14 protein-coding genes are annotated in these 18888 nt (G+C 41.9%); 9 read left to right on the top strand and 5 right to left on the bottom strand.

From position 1 onward, the window contains the following. The first annotated feature begins 131 nt into the window (after positions 1–131). The gene (locus Q0688_RS00580) at positions 132–2480 is read left to right on the top strand and encodes an Ig-like domain-containing protein (RefSeq protein ID WP_299071666.1); all 2349 of its coding nucleotides are present in this window, start codon (positions 132–134) and stop codon (positions 2478–2480) included. A gap of 57 nt (positions 2481–2537) precedes the next feature. On the opposite strand, the gene astB is transcribed toward Q0688_RS00580, so the two are convergent. After that, positions 2538–3878: an N-succinylarginine dihydrolase gene (gene astB / locus Q0688_RS00575; RefSeq protein ID WP_299071663.1), complete on the bottom strand. Its 1341-nt coding sequence runs from the start codon at positions 3876–3878 to the stop codon at positions 2538–2540. 298 nt (positions 3879–4176) lie between these two features. On the opposite strand from astB, the gene topA reads away from it, so the two are divergent. From topA to Q0688_RS00550, 5 genes are all read left to right on the top strand, one after another. Then, positions 4177–6819, top strand: a complete 2643-nt coding sequence (gene topA, locus Q0688_RS00570) for a type I DNA topoisomerase (protein ID WP_299071661.1) — start codon at positions 4177–4179, stop codon at positions 6817–6819. A gap of 76 nt (positions 6820–6895) precedes the next feature. Then, positions 6896–7465 (top strand): DUF2058 domain-containing protein, encoded by a 570-nt coding sequence (locus Q0688_RS00565; RefSeq protein ID WP_299071659.1) that lies wholly within the window; start codon positions 6896–6898, stop codon positions 7463–7465. 154 nt (positions 7466–7619) lie between these two features. Further along, complete coding sequence (locus tag Q0688_RS00560) at positions 7620–8066, top strand: hypothetical protein (RefSeq protein WP_299071658.1); 447 nt, start codon at positions 7620–7622, stop codon at positions 8064–8066. 155 nt (positions 8067–8221) lie between these two features. Continuing rightward, positions 8222–9283 (top strand): helix-turn-helix domain-containing protein, encoded by a 1062-nt coding sequence (locus tag Q0688_RS00555; RefSeq protein ID WP_299071656.1) that lies wholly within the window; start codon positions 8222–8224, stop codon positions 9281–9283. 142 nt (positions 9284–9425) lie between these two features. Further along, positions 9426–9725 (top strand): hypothetical protein, encoded by a 300-nt coding sequence (locus Q0688_RS00550; protein WP_299071654.1) that lies wholly within the window; start codon positions 9426–9428, stop codon positions 9723–9725. 65 nt (positions 9726–9790) lie between these two features. On the opposite strand, the gene Q0688_RS00545 is transcribed toward Q0688_RS00550, so the two are convergent. Genes Q0688_RS00545 through Q0688_RS00530 form a run of 4 tightly spaced genes read right to left on the bottom strand, consistent with a single transcriptional unit; the run spans position 9791 to position 14421 of the window. Continuing rightward, positions 9791–11038 (bottom strand): FtsX-like permease family protein, encoded by a 1248-nt coding sequence (locus Q0688_RS00545; RefSeq protein ID WP_299071652.1) that lies wholly within the window; start codon positions 11036–11038, stop codon positions 9791–9793. A gap of 11 nt (positions 11039–11049) precedes the next feature. Next, positions 11050–12366, bottom strand: coding sequence for an ABC transporter permease (locus tag Q0688_RS00540; protein WP_299071650.1), 1317 nt, complete (start codon positions 12364–12366; stop codon positions 11050–11052). Positions 12367–12377: 11 nt separating this feature from the next. Beyond that, positions 12378–13088 carry an ABC transporter ATP-binding protein gene (locus Q0688_RS00535; RefSeq protein ID WP_299071647.1) on the bottom strand — a complete coding sequence of 237 codons (711 nt, stop codon included), beginning with the start codon at positions 13086–13088 and terminating at the stop codon, positions 12378–12380. A gap of 40 nt (positions 13089–13128) precedes the next feature. Then, positions 13129–14421 (bottom strand): HlyD family efflux transporter periplasmic adaptor subunit, encoded by a 1293-nt coding sequence (locus Q0688_RS00530; RefSeq protein WP_299071639.1) that lies wholly within the window; start codon positions 14419–14421, stop codon positions 13129–13131. Between the two features lie 239 nt (positions 14422–14660). Between Q0688_RS00530 and Q0688_RS00525 the strand changes: the two genes are divergently transcribed. The 3 genes from Q0688_RS00525 to Q0688_RS00515 all read left to right on the top strand — a co-directional run bounded on the left by Q0688_RS00525 (position 14661) and on the right by Q0688_RS00515 (position 18862). Further along, positions 14661–16814, top strand: a complete 2154-nt coding sequence (locus tag Q0688_RS00525; protein ID WP_299071630.1) for a molybdopterin oxidoreductase family protein — start codon at positions 14661–14663, stop codon at positions 16812–16814. 291 nt (positions 16815–17105) lie between these two features. Beyond that, positions 17106–17420, top strand: a complete 315-nt coding sequence (locus Q0688_RS00520) for a hypothetical protein (protein ID WP_299071627.1) — start codon at positions 17106–17108, stop codon at positions 17418–17420. Positions 17421–17425: 5 nt separating this feature from the next. Further along, on the top strand, positions 17426–18862 hold the full coding sequence (locus Q0688_RS00515; protein ID WP_299071624.1) for a peptidoglycan-binding domain-containing protein: 1437 nt from the start codon (positions 17426–17428) through the stop codon (positions 18860–18862). Positions 18863–18888: the final 26 nt, after the last annotated feature.

Below are 18888 nucleotides of genomic sequence, written 5' to 3'. Positions count from 1 at the left end.
GCTTGTTAAAGTACTAAGTAAATGTGGTTATCTGGCTTTATCTGAGACTAGATTAGCAAGATAGCGAGATAAGATGTACTGTTAAAATGAATATGCCATCATAATATGGCCCATGTGTATAGGAAAGGTTTATGATTTTACGTTTGAGAACATTGTTTGGATTTTTGGCACTACTTAGCCTTTTCTCATGTGGCGGCGGAGGTAGCGTCTCCCGCGATGATAGCCCTACTGGCGGCAATACTGGGGGGGCGAATGTTACCAGAAGTATTCAATTGGCCTTCACAGATGCCAGTGGACAACCTTCAACAGATTTAAGTGAAGGCACACCGTTAACGCTTACCGCCATGGCGACAGACTCAAATGGTGATCCTGTTGTATCAACGTTAATAACTTATTCTTTCCAACCTGAAGGTTTGGCTGTTTTTGGTAATGATTCAGGCACAGCTTCTACTGATGCAAGCGGAATGGCAATAATTGATATTTTAGTAGGTGCAAGCTCAGGGGCAGGTGAAGTTGTTGCGACCCTAAGTTCTGGTGAAACTGCAGCTACTACTTTTAACTCTGCGGGCAAAAACATTAACGCGTTGCCTGCTTCTTTAGACTTATTTAGTAATTCAACCCTGTTAGCGTCCAGTGGCTCTGATGAAATTGAATTAATTGCATTGGTTAAAGATAAAAACAATGTGTTACTTGAAGGTGTTGATGTCACCTTTTCAGCTAATTCTGGCGCGAGTATCAAAATAGAAAACGGTGGTAGTGTTGCGGTAACTGGTGTGGATGGTATCGCAAGAGCTTTACTCAATACTCAGAATAAGCCTGAAAATAGAACAATAGTTGTGACTGCTAATGCGGCGGGGTTGCCTGAATCTCAATCTCTAGATATTCAAGTGTTAGGAACGGTACTAGCTATTAACGGTCCTCCTTCAGTTATTCTAGGAGAATCAGCAAATTTCACTGTTTTTCTGTCTGACTTTGATGGTGTAGGGATAGCGAATCAAGAGATTCAACTGAACTCTCAAAATGGCAATGACTTCGAAGCGACAAATTTTGTCACTGATGGAGAAGGACAGGTACTGGTTAAGTTTACTGGCAGTTATTCAGGAATGGATGTGATTACCGCATCTGCGCTAAATACGAGTGGTACTTTGAATGTCAGTGTCCAGCAGGATCAGTTTAGCTTCACTCAAGTGCCAGACGAAGAAATACCTTTAGGAACATCAAAAAATATTGAGTTAACTTGGTTAAAAGAGAATGTTCCCTTTGCAAATGGTGACATAACTTTAACAACTACAAGAGGCACATTGTCGAAAACAAATGTTAAAACCAATAGCAGCGGTAAAGCAAGTTTTCAAATAAGTTCAAACAATGCTGGCTTGGCAATAATTTCCGCTCAAGGTATTGACGCAGATGATAATGTCGTCAATGTGACGGCTGAAGTGGAGTTTATTGCTACTCATGTAAGTAATATGATTCTATCAGCTAGTCCAAACTCTATTGGTCCAGCGGGACAAAAAAGTACTATCACAGCTGTATTGCGTGATGCTGCAGGTAACTTAGTGAAAGGAAAGGTCGTTAATTTTACCACTGACGATGTCAGTAGCGGCCAGATATCTCCGGCATCAGCCATTACTGATGGCAATGGGTTGGCCTCAACCGTTTATACTTCATTAAATGTCACATCAGAAGATGGGATTACAGTTTCGGCCACTGAGCCAAGCTCAGGCATTGCATCGAGTGTGAATTTAACCGTAGCGAACAGAGCACAATTTATTTCAATTGGTACAGGTAACATAATTGAAGCTCCTGACGAAACGAGTTATCTGAAGAAGTTCACTGTTTTTGTTACAGATGCCAATTCTAACCCTGTAAGTGATGTTGAACTAACAGTTACTGGCACACCGGTTAAATATACGGAATTTCTTGAACCCAATGCGGCACCTGATGATTCTAACTTTCATCGAATTCGTTCAGCTTTTTATAAAGGTTATTGGGTTGCCTATCCCAGTGCAGCAAATTTTGAGTATTGGACGGCGGTACAAACCCATGGGTGTCCGAATGAAGATGTAGATGATGATGGCATTAAGGACCCTAACGAAGATAAAAATGGTGACGGCGAGTTAACACCAGGAAACATTATGTCTATTGACGGCGATATTAAGACCGATGAGAATGGCCAAGCCATCATTGAATTAAGATATGCCAAAACATATGCAGCATGGGGACAAGTTAAAATTACCGCGAGTACGCCAGTATCTGGTAGTGAATCACAAGCGAGTTATTTTTACACATTGTCGGCGTCGGCGGCTGATTTAGCCATCGAAACCACGCCACCAAACTCTAACCCTTTTGGTACTGGGGTACATTTTGTGGAAGTTGAAAACCCAGAGTATCCAGGAGATGATGAGCCTAACCCTACTCAAATTCCTAAGTTTATCACTATAGATGACGGTGCTAATCGTACATGTGATAATTCTCTATAGAAGGATCATTTAGCCAGTCCGATTAATTTTGGACTGGCTATTTTATTTTCTAAAAAACTACACCTGTTGAAACGGATAAACCGAACCCAGTTGCAATAATTGGGTTAATTCATCCAAGGCTGTTCTGGATTCAATTAATAATTGTGGATCGTGCAAATCACTCACATTTAAGATATCCCGATAATGTTTATCTACCCAGCTATTTAGGCGTTCAAATTGACTGTCGTTAAGCAAAGTACTTTGGTTCACCGCAGCATATTCTTGGGCATTCATCGCGACTCTTAAACGCAAGCAAGCTGGGCCGCCGCCGTTACGCATACTTTCTTTCACATCGAAGTAGTGAACATGTTTGATAGGGGTGTTTTGCTGTACAAGTTTAGCTAAATACGCTGATACGGCTGGGTTTTCTTGACAATTGGTGGGGGCAATAATTGCCATCTCGCCGTTTGCTAGGGTAATGATTTGGGTGTTAAATAAATAGCTGCTAATGGCATCTTGTACGCTCACTTCTGCGGTTTTTACGCAGATAAAGTGTATTTTATCGCCAGCAAATTTTTGCTCAATTTCTACAAGTGCTTGTGAAGATTGATAAAACGCTTGTTCGTGATAAAACAATACATTCTGATTACCTACCGCTATCACATCGTTGTGAAATACCCCTTGGTCAATTAAATCAGGGTTTTGTTGTACGTACACCACATTCGCATCGTTTAATCCGTGTAATCTCGCAACCGCTTGACTTGCCTCTAAGGTTTGACGGGCAGGGAACTTCTTAGGTGCCGGTTTGCTGGTATCAAAAGCATGGCGGCCGTACACAAACATTTCTAAACCTGCTTCGCCATATTGGTTACAAAGACGGGTGTGGTTTGCAGCGCCTTCGTCGCCAAAGTGTTCATTGTCTGGCAAGTGAGTGTGGTGAGAAAAATATGTATCATTGGCAAAGGTGGCTCGTAAAATTTTACCTGTGACTTGTGGCTCGAGGGAGCGATGAAACTTATTGGTTAAGTTGGCTGGCGTAAAATGGATTTTGCCGTCTTTGGTATCCCCACTAGGGGAAACAGTGGCTGCGTTGGCCGTCCACATACTCGAGGCAGAGCAGCAGGCTTGGAAAATAGCCGGTGCTTGTTGAGCAGCCGTGGCTAAAACATTGGCGTCTGTTCCACTAAAACCTAGTCTACGTAGCGAAACAATGTCTGGGCGCTCCTGAGGCGCTAGAACACCTTGAACCATACCAAGGTCAGCTAGGGCCTTCATTTTCTTTAATCCCTGCTTAGCGGCTTGTTTGGGACTGCTCGATGCGCTTGCATTACTTAAAGAGGCGACGTTGCCATAGGATAATCCTGCATAATTATGGGTTGGCCCAACTAACCCATCAAAATTGGCTTCAAACTGTTTCATCTACACCTCTGCTGTTGTTGTTTTTGGGAGTAAACCCTGTAAATTTAAGGCAAATATTGCGCTCAATGTTTCATGGGTTGAGCATTATACTGGTTTTGTTTGTTCTGCCAATCGACCTGGTCAAAAAGCGAGCGGCAAAAGACGAGTCGCAAAAAAGAATATTAGATAAGTATGAAGAAGAACTTGTTTTCTATTCATTTTGTCGATATATGTTAAAAAGCAATTTACACAGGTAAGCCCCCCCTTGGGGTGGCGTAAGTAATAAATACCTATAAAAATCAAAGGTTAAAACCAATTTATGGCAAAACATCTAGTCATTGTCGAATCACCGGCAAAGGCAAAAACCATTAATAAATATCTCGGCAAAGATTTTATTGTTAAATCTAGTGTCGGTCACGTTCGGGATCTTCCTCACAAGGCTGTGGGTAAAGTTGCGCCTAAAAAACCAGCAAAAGAGCTCAAACTTTTCACCGACAAAAAACGTGAGAAATATTTGCGTGATTATGAATATAAAAAGCTGGTTGATCGTATGGGGATTGATCCTAAAAACGATTGGCACGCTCATTACGATGTGCTTGAAGGCAAAGAAAAAGTTGTTAACGAGTTAAAAAAATTGGCAAAAAATGCCGATACTGTCTATCTCGCAACGGATTTGGATAGGGAAGGGGAAGCCATCGCTTGGCATTTACGGGAATTAATTGACGAGCCAGGCAAAGAGTTTCAGCGGGTGGTATTTAACGAAATCACCAAGAACGCCATTCAAGAGGCATTTTCTCACCCGGGTAAATTAAATATCGAGATGGTGAATGCACAACAAGCGAGACGCTTTCTAGACCGTGTTGTAGGTTTTATGGTGTCGCCATTATTATGGAAAAAGGTCGCCAGAGGCTTGTCTGCAGGGCGGGTGCAATCGGTTGCCGTACGCTTAGTGGTGGATCGTGAAAGAGAGATTAAGGCCTTTGTTCCAGAAGAGTTTTGGGATGTGCATGCTGATTTGAATACAGTCAAACAAACCAATTTGCGGATGCAAGTGGTTAAAGAAAACGGTGTGGCATTTAAGCCGGTCAACAAAGCACAAACTGATATTGCGGTGTCTTTCTTACAAAGTGCGAATTACCAAGTGGTGAGCCGCGAGTCTAGACCCACTCAAAGTAAACCTTCTGCTCCTTTTATCACCTCAACCTTGCAACAAGCGGCCAGTACTCGTTTAGGCTTTGGGGTTAAGAAAACCATGATGATGGCGCAGCGCTTATACGAAGCTGGGCATATTACCTATATGCGTACCGATTCGACTAACTTGAGCAACGAAGCAGTGGACAGTTGTCGTGAATATATCGGCGATAATTTTGGCAACAATTACCTACCGGAAAACCCGATCCGATACGGTAGCAAAGAAGGCGCGCAAGAGGCCCACGAGGCTATTCGCCCTTCAAATGTCTTAGTAAAGTCGGAATCAATGAGTGACGTAGAGCGTGATGCTCAGCGCTTGTACGAATTGATTTGGCGTCAGTTTGTGGCTTGTCAAATGACCAATGCTAAATATGACGCCAGTACTATTCGCGTTAAAGCCGGTGAATTTGAACTCACTGCAAAAGGGCGTGTATTGAAGTTTGATGGGTGGACCAAGGTACAAAACCCGCAGCGTAAGAAGGGCGACGAAGACTTGATGCTGCCCGATGTTAAAGAAGGCGATAATTTAGAGCTTAAAGCACTCGATCCCAAGCAACATTTTACTAAGCCTGTGGCGCGTTTTAATGAAGCTTCCTTAGTGAAAGAGCTAGAAAAACGCGGTATTGGACGTCCTTCTACCTACGCTAGTATTATCTCAACTATTCAAGACAGAGGCTACGCGAGAATAGAGAGTAAGCGATTTTATGCCGAAAAAATGGGCGAAATAGTCAACGATCGCCTAATGGAAAATTTTGATGATCTGATTGGCTATGACTTTACCGCCAATATGGAGCAGCAACTGGATGAAATAGCCGAAGGCAGTGCCTCATGGAAAGGTGTACTGGATGACTTTTATGTAGATTTTGAACAGAAATTACATCTAGCCGAGAAATCTCCTGAAGAAGGGGGAATGCGTCTTAATCAAGCCGTACCTACCGATATTGGTTGTAGTAAATGCGAGCGTCCAATGAATGTGCGTACCGCCAGTACCGGGGTGTTTTTAGGGTGTTCTGGTTACAGTTTACCCCCTAAAGAGCGCTGTACCGGTACTATGAATCTTACCTCGGGTGACGAAGTCATTAAGGTAGATGATGAAGAAGAGTTAGAAACCGAATTATTACGCTCGAAACGCCGATGTGATAAGTGTGGTACTGCTATGGATAGCTATTTGGTGGATGAGTCTCGTAAATTACATGTATGCGGTAATACACCTACCTGCGAAGGTATTTACGTAGAGCAAGGCACCTTTAAGATAAAAGGCTACGAAGGGCCAATTATTGAATGTGACAAGTGCCAGTCAAATATGGAACTTAAAAGTGGTCGCTTCGGTAAATATTTTGGTTGTACTAACGAGGAATGTAAAAATACCCGTAAGTTACTGCGAAATGGCGAAGCAGCGCCGCCTAAAGAAGATCCTACTGACTTGCCTGAGCTTGAATGCGAAAAATCTGATGCTCACTTTGTCCTTAGAGACGGTGCATCGGGAATTTTCTTAGCGGCTCATAATTTCCCTAAATCGAGGGAAACTCGTGCCCCTAAAGTGGCAGAACTGGCAAGGTTTAGAGATAGGATCTCCCCTAAGTTTTATTATTTAGCCGATGCTCCGCCTAAGGATCCCGATGGCAATCTTGCAGTGGTGCGTTACAGTCGTAAAACCAAGCAGCAATACGTGATGTCTGAAAACGAAGAAGGCAAAGCAACAGGTTGGTCTGCTTGGTGCACAGACGGCAAATGGAAGGCTGAAGACAAGCGCAAAAAACCTAAAAAATAATCTGTAGATATACCATTTATATACGGCAGCTATGGGCTGCCGTATTTCTTTAAATTTTATAACATGGCATTCAATTATGGCCCTCTCCTTACAAGAACAGTTACTTAAAGCCGGTTTGACCGATAAGAAAAAAGCCAAGCAGGTTCGTCAGCAAAAAAGCAAAAAAGCCAAAGCGCAAAAAAATCACAATATTGTCGAAACCAACGAAGCAAAATTGGCTGCCGAAGCATTGGTTGAAGCCAAAAAGGCCAAAGATCGCGAACTAAACAAGCAATCTAAACAAGAAGCAGAAAAAAAAGCCCTAGTAGCGCAAATTAAGCAATTAATTGAAGTGAATAAACAGCCAAAATTTTCGGGTTCAAAGCGTGAAGAAGAGGTGGTGTGTAACTTTACCGATGGTACATTAATCAAGCGCATGTATGTGAGTCAAACCACTCAAAAACATATTAGCCAAGGTAAACTTGCCATTGTTAAATTAAATCAAGGCTACGAATTGGTGCCAATGCCAGTGGCTAATAAAATAGCCGAACGAGATGAAACTTGTGTGGTATATCGTGCCGATAATATTAGTGAGGCCGATCAAAGTAGCAGCGAAGCTGATGACTGGTATGCGGATTATGAAATTCCCGATGACTTAAGTTGGTAAGTTTTATCATCCTTCCCTCTAATCCAAATTAAGATGCTGCTCTATTTGTAAGATAATCATTGCATATTTAGTAAGCCGTCTATACTGAGGTATTGCTTTGCTTATAGTCCCGCTATTGGAGCGCGACACAAAGTAATGAAGAGGACATTAAACTATGAAACTACACATAAGAAAACTTAGTTTTTTAATCTGTTTTTTAAGTTTGTTATCTTTTAACGCTTTAGCAAAAGACGATCGGGTATTTAAAAGCGGCGACTATTGGGAAGTATCATCCATCACTATTATGGATGGGCAATGGCACAATTATGCAAAACATCTTTCTGAAAAATGGCAAGATTCAATGGAGTTTGCTAAGTCGAAAGGGTGGATAAATGGCTATAAAGTGGTGCTAAACCTGTACCCTAGAAAAGGTGAGCCAGATATGTATTTGATCACCATGTTTAGCGAAATGGCCACTAAAGCCCAAGAAGATGAGCGCTATAATGCCTGGATAGAATGGAGTAAAAGTTCCATTGCAAAAATGGATAAAGCCAGTGGTGAGCGAGTGGTCATGCGTAAGCTCACAGGGGATTCTCTGTTGCAAGAAGTTACATTTAGGTAAAATTCAATCACAACTTTACCTAACAGTCAGGCTTTTTGTGAGGTGGGCTGTTGGTATATATTCATTTTGTTAGTTGTCCATATTCATTTATAACACTCCATTCTTAATTTACGTTATGATCGGCAACACATTTTTAGGCTCGACTTCTCTTTTTTATGCAGCAATTTTTTCTTATTCTTACCGGTATGGCCATAGGGGCGATTTTACTGGTTGTATGTAAACTCCTACTAAATTTTAGGCAGGTGTTAACGGCAAAAGTTTTAAGCCTATTACTACTAAGCTCTGCTTTCTTTATGTTAATGCCTTGGGTGCAAGGGATCCCTTTGGTGGAGTTTTTTCTGGTGGTTGGTGCAATGACAAACCCCGCATTTTTTTGGATGTTTGCTTCTACTTTATTTCAAATGGGTGAAGATAAAGAAAAATTACATATAGGTCACTATATCGCCTTAGCGGTGTGTGTATGTATTGGTGCGTTTCAATACTTTATTTATTCAATGGGGCTCGAAACATCAATAATTAGACCTGTGGCGCTTTTTGTGGCTAGTTCTCTGACTGTTTTAGGTTTAGTGGATATATTTCGTAGTTGGCAGTCTGACTTAGTTGAGTGGCGCCGTTTGTTTCGACTGGTATTGTCGGTAGCTGCAGGGGCATTTTTACTGTTTACTGTAGTGATTGCATTTATCTACGGTCATAGAGAATTTCCCATATTTCTGAATTATCTCAATATCGTGGTTATTTGTGCATTTGCTATGGTGTTTGGCTATATTACCTTGGTTTCAGATTCGAAGATTGTTAAAGAAACCTTAGCAGAATATTCTCCAGAAATAGTTAAAGACAAAGTCGCGCAACCGTCTTTTGTTGATAGCCAATGGTTAGAGCAACTCAATCATTCGATGGAAAATGCATTTTATTATCGTCAGGTTGACTTAACCATTAAAATTTTGTCCGAGCATTTAAGTATTCCTGAACATCAACTAAGACGCCTAATTAATCAGCATCTCGGATATAAAAATTTTAATGACTATTTAAATCGCTATCGAGTGCGAGATGCAGCGCAACGACTGGCCGATCCTAAATTAGCAAGAATCCCTATTTTAACCATTGCAATTGAAGCTGGGTACGGCTCTTTAACTACATTCAATAAAGCATTTAAAGCAATAAAAAATATGACCCCTAGCGAGTTTCGGAAATTAGACGGTTTAGTTGAGACGGAGTAATGGCACCCCATATAAATATGTGACCGATTATTGGTTCTGTCTTACCGATTTCTAAAATCTATAGAGAATTTCGCAATCGGTAAGACAAATTTTGGATTTTCCCGTTGAATAGCAAGGTCAAGTAAATCAATGAGGAAACATCATGAGTAAAATTATCAAATCACTAGTCATCGCCAGCAGCATTTTTGTATTAGGCTCCTCAACAGTTTTAGCGGGATCTTCGTTATCTAAAATGGAAGCGAAAGCCCAAGCAGTAGAAGCCTGTCAAACCGCAGCGAAAAAACGCTACGGCGATAATGCGATTAAATATATTGGCAAAAAAGCAAAATGGATGGACGGCATGGATGGCGCATCAGTCAAAATGAAAATCAAATCTAAGCGTGTCACTAAATACTCATGTGTTTTGCAAGCCAATAAAATCGTCAAATTTTATAAGGCTTAATCACTAGAAATAGCCACTTCCTGGGGGATACTGCAAATATTTCACAGTATCCCCCAGAATATTGACTAAACCGTTCGAGTGGCTAAGGCAGGGGGGATATTCGCTGCTTTTTTAGCGGGTCCCAATACTGCAGATTGACCGACTAACCAAAGGGCTAACATGCCAATAGGGATGTAGAACCAGTCTAGTTTATTCAGACCAAAGGTATTCACTAAAATAATATTTAAGCCTATAGTGAGCGCCGCACCTAAGATCACACCAATACTACTGATCAAAAAGTTTTCTAACATAAAATAACGTACAATCGCTGACTGACTAGCCCCAAGTGCCCGTCTTGTGCCAATTTGTTTTTTACGTTGGTTAACACTAAAACTTGCAAGACCAACTATGCCTAAGGCGGTGACTATGGTGAGAATAATCATCACGGTAGTCAAAATCTTTATCATAGCGGTATGGCCACGATAACTACGTTCACGGGTTTCTTCTACGCTGCGCATACGCTGAATTAAGCGGCCTTTGTTACTATTGGCGAGCAACTCTTCCACTTGCTTCATTACGCTATCCCTTTGACCTGGCTTTGTACGAACAAAATAGCGACTGCCTTTAAAATCCATTCTTTCTGGCGATAACATAGCATTTTCAAGGTTATTCCAACCCACCCAAGGGGCTTGTAACTTATCTATAATGCCGACCACTATCATAGGATCGTCATTATTAATAAAGACGGTTTTACCTACGACCGAGTGATAAGGAATATCGGGAAATAAATTCTCAGCCATGGCTTTTGTAATGATGGTTTTATCCGGCCAATTGACTTGTCCCACCTCACGCATGCCGATATCTGTGGCTGCGAAGTTTTCACCGGCAATAATCTCAACATCCAAAGCATTAATGCCATGGTCATCCACCATATAAACTGCTGTACCAACGGCGTCATATTCAACACCTGATTGGGTTTTTAAGCCCATGGACCAACCACTGCCACTATTGGGCACTGCATTGATTTGAATAGCGTCGACTACGCCGGGAAGGGCACGTAAGCTATTAAGATCTTCTGTAACTGTTATAGGCGTATTAAAATTTTCGGCAAAGCCAGTACTGGTTAGAGAAAAACTGTTTTCATTATCGATGCCACTGTCACGCTGCATCTCTTTGCTGCGTTCAATGATGATATACACCGAATTGACGATTACGGTCATAGTCACAGCTATTTGTAGAGCGACTAATATGACGCCCACTTTGTTGCGTAACATGGCGCGAAAAATAGGGCCAATTTCCCAATTTATCGCGCTTCTAGTATGTGTATTTGACATATTCAGACTCCTTATTGGCTTTTTAATTGGCTGGCGGGGGCAATATTACAAGCACGCCAAGTAGGATATAAACCCGCGGCAATGCTTGATAACAATGCTATGCTCAGCGCCACTACAATCATACTGATATCTAATGTCGCTAAGTCATCGACAAAGTCGCCGTACAAACTTTTAATCCCTTGTAAACCAAGCACCGCTAGACCCAATCCAGCGATACCACCCAATAAACCAATCATGGCGGATTCGACTAAGTGTTGTTTGAATAGGTCGGCTTTAGATGCACCTACCGCCAAGCGCAACCCAATTTCGGCTGATTTTCCGGTGAATTTAGCCAACAACAAACCTATGGTGTTGAGTAAACACACTAATAAAAACATAAAGGATAACCACATCATCATCTTGGCATCTTCTTCGACGACTTCTTGACTCTGCATCCATTGCATCACATTTGATAAGCGGTTTTTAAGGGGGCGTGGAAAGCGCCCCAACTCCTTTTGTTCCATCACATAGGCATTTAGGTAATCCAAATATTCAGATTTTGCAGTTTCATTTGGCAGTTCTACCCACATTTGATTATTGATACATTCAGATAATAAAAATGCTTTAAAACCTTCGCCGTCTGGGCTTTTCCAGCAGCTGTTATTACCCCAGTTAGGTAACTGTAAGTCTTCTTTAAGGGAAAACGGCATAAACAGTTCTTCGGTTTCATTGAAGGCCCCATTGTTGACGTCATAAAACTTGGGCATAACTTGCCAGTCGTCAATCACGCCAACAACTTGAAAATGTGTCCCTGCGACTATGATATTTTTACCGACTGAATTGATGCCGCCAAATACACTTTCGTTGGTGCGTTTACTTAGCACAATCACTTGCTCTTTATTGGTATCAGATGAGCTATCCCATGGTGCGCCATAAATAAAAGGTACATCGAACATGGCAAAAAAGTCGCTGTAAGCCAGCCTTATAGAGGCTTCAAAGGGTTTTGCATCGTCACCTTTGGGTTCAATAATGGCACCAGACATGCTCATTGCCGATTGCCTTAAGGCTTTTTTGGCGTGGGTCAAATTGGTGGCATCAGTCCAAGTGAGTTGGTTAGGCAGGGCATCTTCATCGTCGTTAAATGGATTATTTGGATCCCAACTGTCTACTTGAATATGAAATAACTGATGACTTTTATGGGGAATGGGATCCGCAGACATCAAGTAGTTTACTGTTATTGTGGTCATACTGGCGCCAATGCCTAAGGCAATAGCGGTGATCATCAGTAAACTTAATATGGGATTACGTTTAATGCTTTTAAATGCCAGTTTTAGATAATAACCAAACATAGTCTTGCCTCCTAAGGCACGGCGGCAAGTTGCGGGGCTATAGAAGGCGCAGCTTGGGTCATTTCGCTAACTTGTCCATCACGAACATAAATATTACGCCTGGCTTGCTTGGCTAAGTGCCCGTCGTGGGTCACCATGATAATAGTGGTGCCCGCATCGTTAATGCTTTTTAATAGCGCCATTACACTGCTGGCCATGTGTGTATCGAGGTTACCTGTAGGCTCATCGGCTAACAAAAAGCGTGGCTCTCCGGCCAACGCTCTTGCAATAGCAACCCGTTGTTGTTGTCCACCAGATAGTTGCGAGGGGAGGTGTTTCATACGCTGGGCAAGTCCCACCATTTCTAAGCTGTTTTCGATACGCTTTTTGCGCTCGGCGCTATTAAAACCGCGATAGCGTAAGGGGACGTCTACGTTGTCGAACAAATTCAAGTCGGGTATTAAATTAAAACTTTGGAAAATAAAGCCAATTTTTTCATTTCTAAGTTGACTACGTTTTTTGTCGGTTAGATGACTGACGTCTTGACCGTCTAATTCGTAGGTACCACCATTAAAGGTTTCGAGTAACCCTGCGATATTTAAAAAGGTGGTTTTTCCTGAGCCTGAAGGTCCGGTTACTGCCACAAAATCGCCTTCGCCTACATCTAAATTAAAGTCCCGTAATGCATGAGTTTCAACTAACTCGGTGCGAAATGTTTTTTTTACATCTGTCATCTTTAACATAAGTATTGTTACCTTATTTTTTGCTGCTATTTGTTTGACGTTATTGGGTTATCAGCACACTTTGTGCGCCGTTAAATTGGTCTGTGCCTGAGACTATGATGGTATCCCCAGCAGCAAGGCCTTGTAGCACTTCAACATTGGATAAACTGCGGGCTCCTGTGGCGATAGAAGTACGCTCGGCCATATCATTTTTGACTATATAAGCCACGCGGCCGTTGCCGGTTTCTAAAAATTGGCCGCGCTGCACCATCAGCACGTCTTGTTTGTTTTCCATCAAAATACGTGTGGTTAACCGTTGGTTTTGACGCAATCCTTGAGGCTGACTGATTGCGCCTTGTGAAAGGGTGGCGAAACGCACTCTGCCCGTCACTTGATTGTTCTCAATTTCAGGTGAGATGGTCACGAGTTTTGCTGAATGCGTTTCACCATTGAGGGTGATTTCAGCGGCCATGCCTATGGTCAAGTCGTCGGCGTAACTTTCGGGAATATCCACTTCTATTTCAAATTCAGAAAGATCCACCACACTTAAAATGGATTGATTTTTGGCGACTTGATTTTTTTGCTCTACCGATAAATTACCCACTAAACCGCTGACAGGGGAGACTAAAATGAGATCGTCCACTTGTCGTGTTAGTTCGGCCACCAACAGTTTTTGTCGCTCTACAAACAGGCGCTTGGTTTTCACTTCAAAGGCAAGGCTTTCTAGATTTAGCTCAGCATCTTTTACCGAATGTTTAAACACTAAGCGGGCATTTTCAAGGTCGTCTTGCGCTTTTTCAAAATCAATCTGAGAGATGGACTGGCTTTCAAATGCCTTATCTGCGCGGCGCTTTTCCCGGTCAGCTGCGGTTAAAGACACCTTGGCTAAATCCACCGCCTTTTGATTGACCAGTGCTTGTTTGCTAGATTGAATTTTTTGTCTGTCTAGCTCCATTTGTAAGCGCTGTAGGGCGGATTGTTCTTGTTTGAGCTGATTGGTTAATTCAGGGCTATCAATAGTGGCTAGCACTTGTCCTTTGGTTACTGTGTCGCCTGCATCGACTTCAAATGAAATGGTACCTTGGGCAGGGCTATACAACTTGGGGCTAACCGCCGCCACAACCCGTCCTTGTACGGATAAATCGCGAACAAAGTCACCTTGAGTCACTGTGGCTAGTCGTACTCTTTGGGCGGAAATACTAAAGTCTGAGTTTGACCAATTGCTAACAGTTGGCGCTAAAACCGCGTATATAAGTGCCGTTATTAACACTAGCCCTAAAATTAGCCATTTGGTACGGGTGTTGGCTGTTTTTAATATAGGGATATCTTGACCACTGGTGTCGGTTATTTTCATGGCTCTCTCTGAAATTTTTTTGAACAATCACCGAGTAAGTCGAAGCAATAAGCGAAAAGGTTTAAAGCAGCTGAAAATATTTTGAGTATTGGTTCGTGTTGAGCCGCTGAGTCATGGGCAACCCCCTATATCTGTTTGTCGTGCATTTGTAATACCATTCTCCATAAATAACGATGATGCTTGTGTATAACAGGCTTAATCGATAAATTTCAGTCATTAACAATTTTGTGACAACTATTATGCAAAGTGAAAAACCTGAACAAAAACAAAAGCATTATTCCACTTGTACTTTATGTGAGGCGATGTGTGGCATAGAAGTGACCACCCAAGATAGAGATATATTGTCTATTGCGGGCGATAAACTCAATCCGTTCAGTGAGGGACATGTATGCCCCAAAGCCATGGCCCTAAAGGATCTATATGAAGATCCAGAGCGTATACGTATGCCGATGGAAAAAACCGATCATGGATGGCAAGAAGTGTCCTGGGATTATGCTTTAGACAAGGTTGCTACTAGTTTATTTGCGGTGCAACAAGAGCATGGCAGCGAATCGGTTGCGACCTACTTGGGCAATCCAAATGCCCATAATATGGGATCCATATTATTTGGTCCGTATTTTTACCGAGCGTTAAAATCTCATAATCGTTACTCGGCTACATCGGTCGACCAACTTCCACATCATATTGTGAGTCGCCAGCTGTTTGGTCATCAGTCGCAAATTCCTATTCCTGATATCGATCATACCCAACACTTTATGATAATAGGCGGTAATCCGCTGGCCTCTAATGGCAGTATAATGACGGTGCCGCACATTAAACGCAGGTTAAAAGCGATTCAGGCTCGTGGCGGTAAAGTGGTGGCAATTGATCCAAAAAGGTCTGAAACTGCAGACATAAGTTGCGAACATCACTTTATAAAGCCCGGCACCGATGCCTTGTTAATGTTAGCTATGCTGCATACTTTGTTCGATAAAAAACTGATCAAAGCCGATGCACTACTACCATTGGCTCCTGAATTATTAGCCGTTGAACAATATGTTGCCGCCTATCCAGCCAAACGCGTGGCAAAGTTGATAGGCATGAGCGACACTCAAATTATTGCTTTGGTTGAATCATTCTGCGCAGCAGGGCCGGCCGTGTGTTACGGACGAATGGGCGCCAGTGTGCAAGCCTTTGGCACCTTAACCCAATACTTGATCATGTTGTTTAATATGCTAACCGGCAATTTAGACAAGCAAGGTGGCATGATGTTTACCCAGCCAGCAGCCGATCTGTTGCCCCATTCCGGCAGAGGCTCAATCGGTAATTTCCATACTCGAGTAAGAAATCTCCCTGCTTTTGCCGGTGAATTCCCCGTGTCGGCACTGGCAGAAGAAATAACCACTCCAGGTGAAGGGCAAATTAAGGCTATGGTGATAGGGGCGGGTAATCCCATATTAACCACACCTAATGGGCAACAGTTAGATAATGCCTTTAAAAACTTGGACTTCGTAGTAGCAGTGGATTTTTATATCACCGAAACCTCTCGCCATGCCAATATCATTTTACCGCCAGTGACGGCTTTAGAGCGGGATCATTACGATGTGGTATTTCATAACTTTGCGGTTAGAAATAGCACTAAGTTTTCCCCGGCTATTTTTCCACCTGCTGAAACCAGTAAAACAGACTGGCAAATTTACCTTGGCCTCGCAGAGCGATTAGATAAGTTAAATGGTTTACCCACAGAAAGGTATCAAGCATTGTGGCAGAAGCAGCCCAAAGGCGTAGTGGATGATTTATTAAAAAGCAGCCAGTATGCATATCAAGGCGAGGCACTGAGTATCGACTTATTGTTGAAAACGCCTCATGGTATTGATCTTGGCCCGCTGCAACCAGATTTGCCCAATGCCATTTATCATAATGATAAACAAATTAACTTACGCTTTGATTATTTTATGGCTGACTTAACGCGGCTCGAAAAACACTTCTTTGAGGCTGCAACCGTTAATGACGATAGTTTGCAATTGATCGGTCGTAGACACCTTAAAACCAATAACTCTTGGTTACACAATAGTAAACGTATGGTGAAAGGCACAAATAATGGCTTATCGAGGTGTACTGCGCAAATACATCCTGATGATGCTCAAAAACATAATATTCAAGATCAACAGATGATCAAAGTAACCTCAAGAGTCGGGCAAGTATCTATTCCAGCTGAAATTACTGAAAAAATCATGCCCGGGGTGATCTCAATTCCTCATGGTTGGGGGCATAATAAAAAGGGTAGCCAATGGCAAACTGCTGAGCAACACGCAGGCGTCAGTGTGAACGATTTAACCGATGAAATGGTGCTAGATGAGCTATCTGGTAATGCTGTTCTAAATGGCGTGCCTGTGACGATTGAGGCGGCTTAATCGTCAGGGTTTTAGAGGGCGAACTTTTTACAAGAAAACGCTTGCAAACTAATATGAAAATTATTAGCTGTGGAGGAAGTTTAAATAGCTGCTAAATTAAACAATAACTAATTGTTGCATAGAGTGACTATGTTCTTGTCTAGATTCAAGTTAACTGGTGTTCTGCTTATTTTAGGGCTAGCACTTCCGAGTGTTAGCGTTTTCGCCCAAAGCGAAAGCGCTGAAACCGTTCAAACATTTTTGGCCACCAGTACTCCTATGGCCATTGCGTTTATCCTAAGCGTAACTGCGATGAAAATAACCGCCTTTGTAATCGGATATTTAATTGTTAAATTAGGTCACGATACTTTAATTAAGGGGGTAAGCGGAGACATCAATTTTGGATTTAGTGGAGGGGGCGTAGAAACCAAACTTAAATCAGCATCGCCAGGTGCCTTTTTTGTATTAGCTGGAGCTGCAGTTATTATGTGGGGATTGTTTGTAGAAAAGCCTATTTCACTGTCTCTTGGAACAGCTGATCCAAGCATTAAATCAGTTAAGTCAACAAGTCCCAAAACATCCCCCAAGTTAGATAAAAAATCGCAGCGAATTCAACCTATAGAGTAATTGAAATGTTCAAGAATATACTTTCATTTTGTTGCTTACTTGTATCCTCAACCAGTATTGCCGTACAACATGCCGATTTACACCAAAAGTATTTACAAGCCTTAAAACAACAACCAGAGACTGATGTTTTACTGCAAAAAGCATTGAGTTTGGAGCGGCAAGCGTTTGAATTATCCCCCACAGTATTTAAATATGCGTTTAACATTGGTGTGGTATATAGCTATTTGAATGATCATCAAGCGTCAGAAAACTGGTTTGTAACCGCTTTAAAAATCGCCCAAACTGATAGTCACAGAGAAAGTGCGATAGCCGCGTTAGACAACACTAAGTTGGAATTGGCTCGCATTGCCACTAACAGTTGGCAACCGAGTGTCAATGTCAGTATGGTGTTGAAGTCTGGGGCTATTGAGTTGCAGGGCAATAAAAAAGCAATGTTACCTAAGGCACTTGGTCGCCACATTGTGGGTCAACCAGTAGCGAAGAGAATACAACCTGTTAAAGCATATTTTCGTCAATTCGATCGATTTAGTACCGAAAACGTCTTAATTTTGAGTAATAGAAGAGGACGATCTGCCAATGAGCATTTTCGTCGAGGTTTTAAGGATTTTTACGCTTGGTATAAAAAGCAGTATTTTCCACACTTAAAACATGAGCCTTTTGTAGTGATTTTTGTGGATCAACCCTACACCGGTCACAGATTACTTAGGCAGTTATATCCTACGAGTGCAGAATTACGTGACAGCCCTTTTCTTGGGGTATTTAATCCGCAAGATAATTTGATTCTGGCCACTGTTTCAGCAGGTTATGGCACCTTTTTGCATGAATTAATGCATGCCATGTTGCACGCGGATTTTATGGATATTCCCCAGTGGTTAGATGAAGCTATGGCAAGTTTGTATGAGCGTAGCCAATGGAACAATGGGGCGCTTATTCCGTTACCCAATTGGCGTTTAGATAATACCCAACATTCTCAACTTATTGATCTCAATGTGTTTAAAGCGATTGAAGATGACAATGTTATTGATTATCAGGAGTTAAGTGCCTTAAGAATGTTGATGTTGTATTTGCAATCTAAAGGACAGTTGATGTCTTTTTATCAAAGCATTAAAAGTAGCTCAGAGCTTAGGAGCGCATCTAACGCAATTGAGTCGTTAGCAATTGAAACATTGGACTGGCAGAGATTTGTTGAACAGAATATCTCTAACTACTTAGCTGATATAAGCAAGAATAGTTTTCAACCTGTCAATTCTGACGAGATCCGTTTCATTCAATCTTCATTAAATAAAATTTTGGCGACTGATTATGTTGTTGATGGTTTATGGGGCAGCAGCACTTTACGGCAGGTTAAAACCTTTCAAACACAACAAGGCTTAGGTGTCGATGGTGTCGTTGGAAAAAACACCCTTAAAAAGATAAAACGAGTCTTGGCTACAATGGAGTAATACTAATCCATCCTAACAATTGATCA

Origin of the sequence: uncultured Paraglaciecola sp., from assembly GCF_937123705.1 — a bacterium.
In the GTDB taxonomy this organism is placed as follows: Bacteria; Pseudomonadota; Gammaproteobacteria; order Enterobacterales; family Alteromonadaceae; genus Paraglaciecola.
This window is presented reverse-complemented; position numbering and strand designations above follow the sequence as displayed.

Bases quoted from the DNA above. Each gene is read 5' to 3' on its own strand.
- Q0688_RS00515 (WP_299071624.1), top strand. From the start codon at position 17,426: ATGTTCAAGAATATACTTTCATTTTGTTGCTTACTTGTATCCTCAACC.
- Q0688_RS00545 (WP_299071652.1), bottom strand. From the start codon at position 11,038: ATGTCAAATACACATACTAGAAGCGCGATAAATTGGGAAATTGGCCCT.
- topA (WP_299071661.1), top strand. From the start codon at position 4,177: ATGGCAAAACATCTAGTCATTGTCGAATCACCGGCAAAGGCAAAAACC.
- Q0688_RS00525 (WP_299071630.1), top strand. From the start codon at position 14,661: ATGCAAAGTGAAAAACCTGAACAAAAACAAAAGCATTATTCCACTTGT.
- Q0688_RS00535 (WP_299071647.1), bottom strand. From the start codon at position 13,088: ATGTTAAAGATGACAGATGTAAAAAAAACATTTCGCACCGAGTTAGTT.
- Q0688_RS00580 (WP_299071666.1), top strand. From the start codon at position 132: ATGATTTTACGTTTGAGAACATTGTTTGGATTTTTGGCACTACTTAGC.
- Q0688_RS00555 (WP_299071656.1), top strand. From the start codon at position 8,222: ATGCAGCAATTTTTTCTTATTCTTACCGGTATGGCCATAGGGGCGATT.
- Q0688_RS00520 (WP_299071627.1), top strand. From the start codon at position 17,106: ATGAAAATAACCGCCTTTGTAATCGGATATTTAATTGTTAAATTAGGT.
- Q0688_RS00530 (WP_299071639.1), bottom strand. From the start codon at position 14,421: ATGAAAATAACCGACACCAGTGGTCAAGATATCCCTATATTAAAAACA.
- astB (WP_299071663.1), bottom strand. From the start codon at position 3,878: ATGAAACAGTTTGAAGCCAATTTTGATGGGTTAGTTGGGCCAACCCAT.
- Q0688_RS00550 (WP_299071654.1), top strand. From the start codon at position 9,426: ATGAGTAAAATTATCAAATCACTAGTCATCGCCAGCAGCATTTTTGTA.
- Q0688_RS00560 (WP_299071658.1), top strand. From the start codon at position 7,620: ATGAAACTACACATAAGAAAACTTAGTTTTTTAATCTGTTTTTTAAGT.
- Q0688_RS00565 (WP_299071659.1), top strand. From the start codon at position 6,896: ATGGCCCTCTCCTTACAAGAACAGTTACTTAAAGCCGGTTTGACCGAT.
- Q0688_RS00540 (WP_299071650.1), bottom strand. From the start codon at position 12,366: ATGTTTGGTTATTATCTAAAACTGGCATTTAAAAGCATTAAACGTAAT.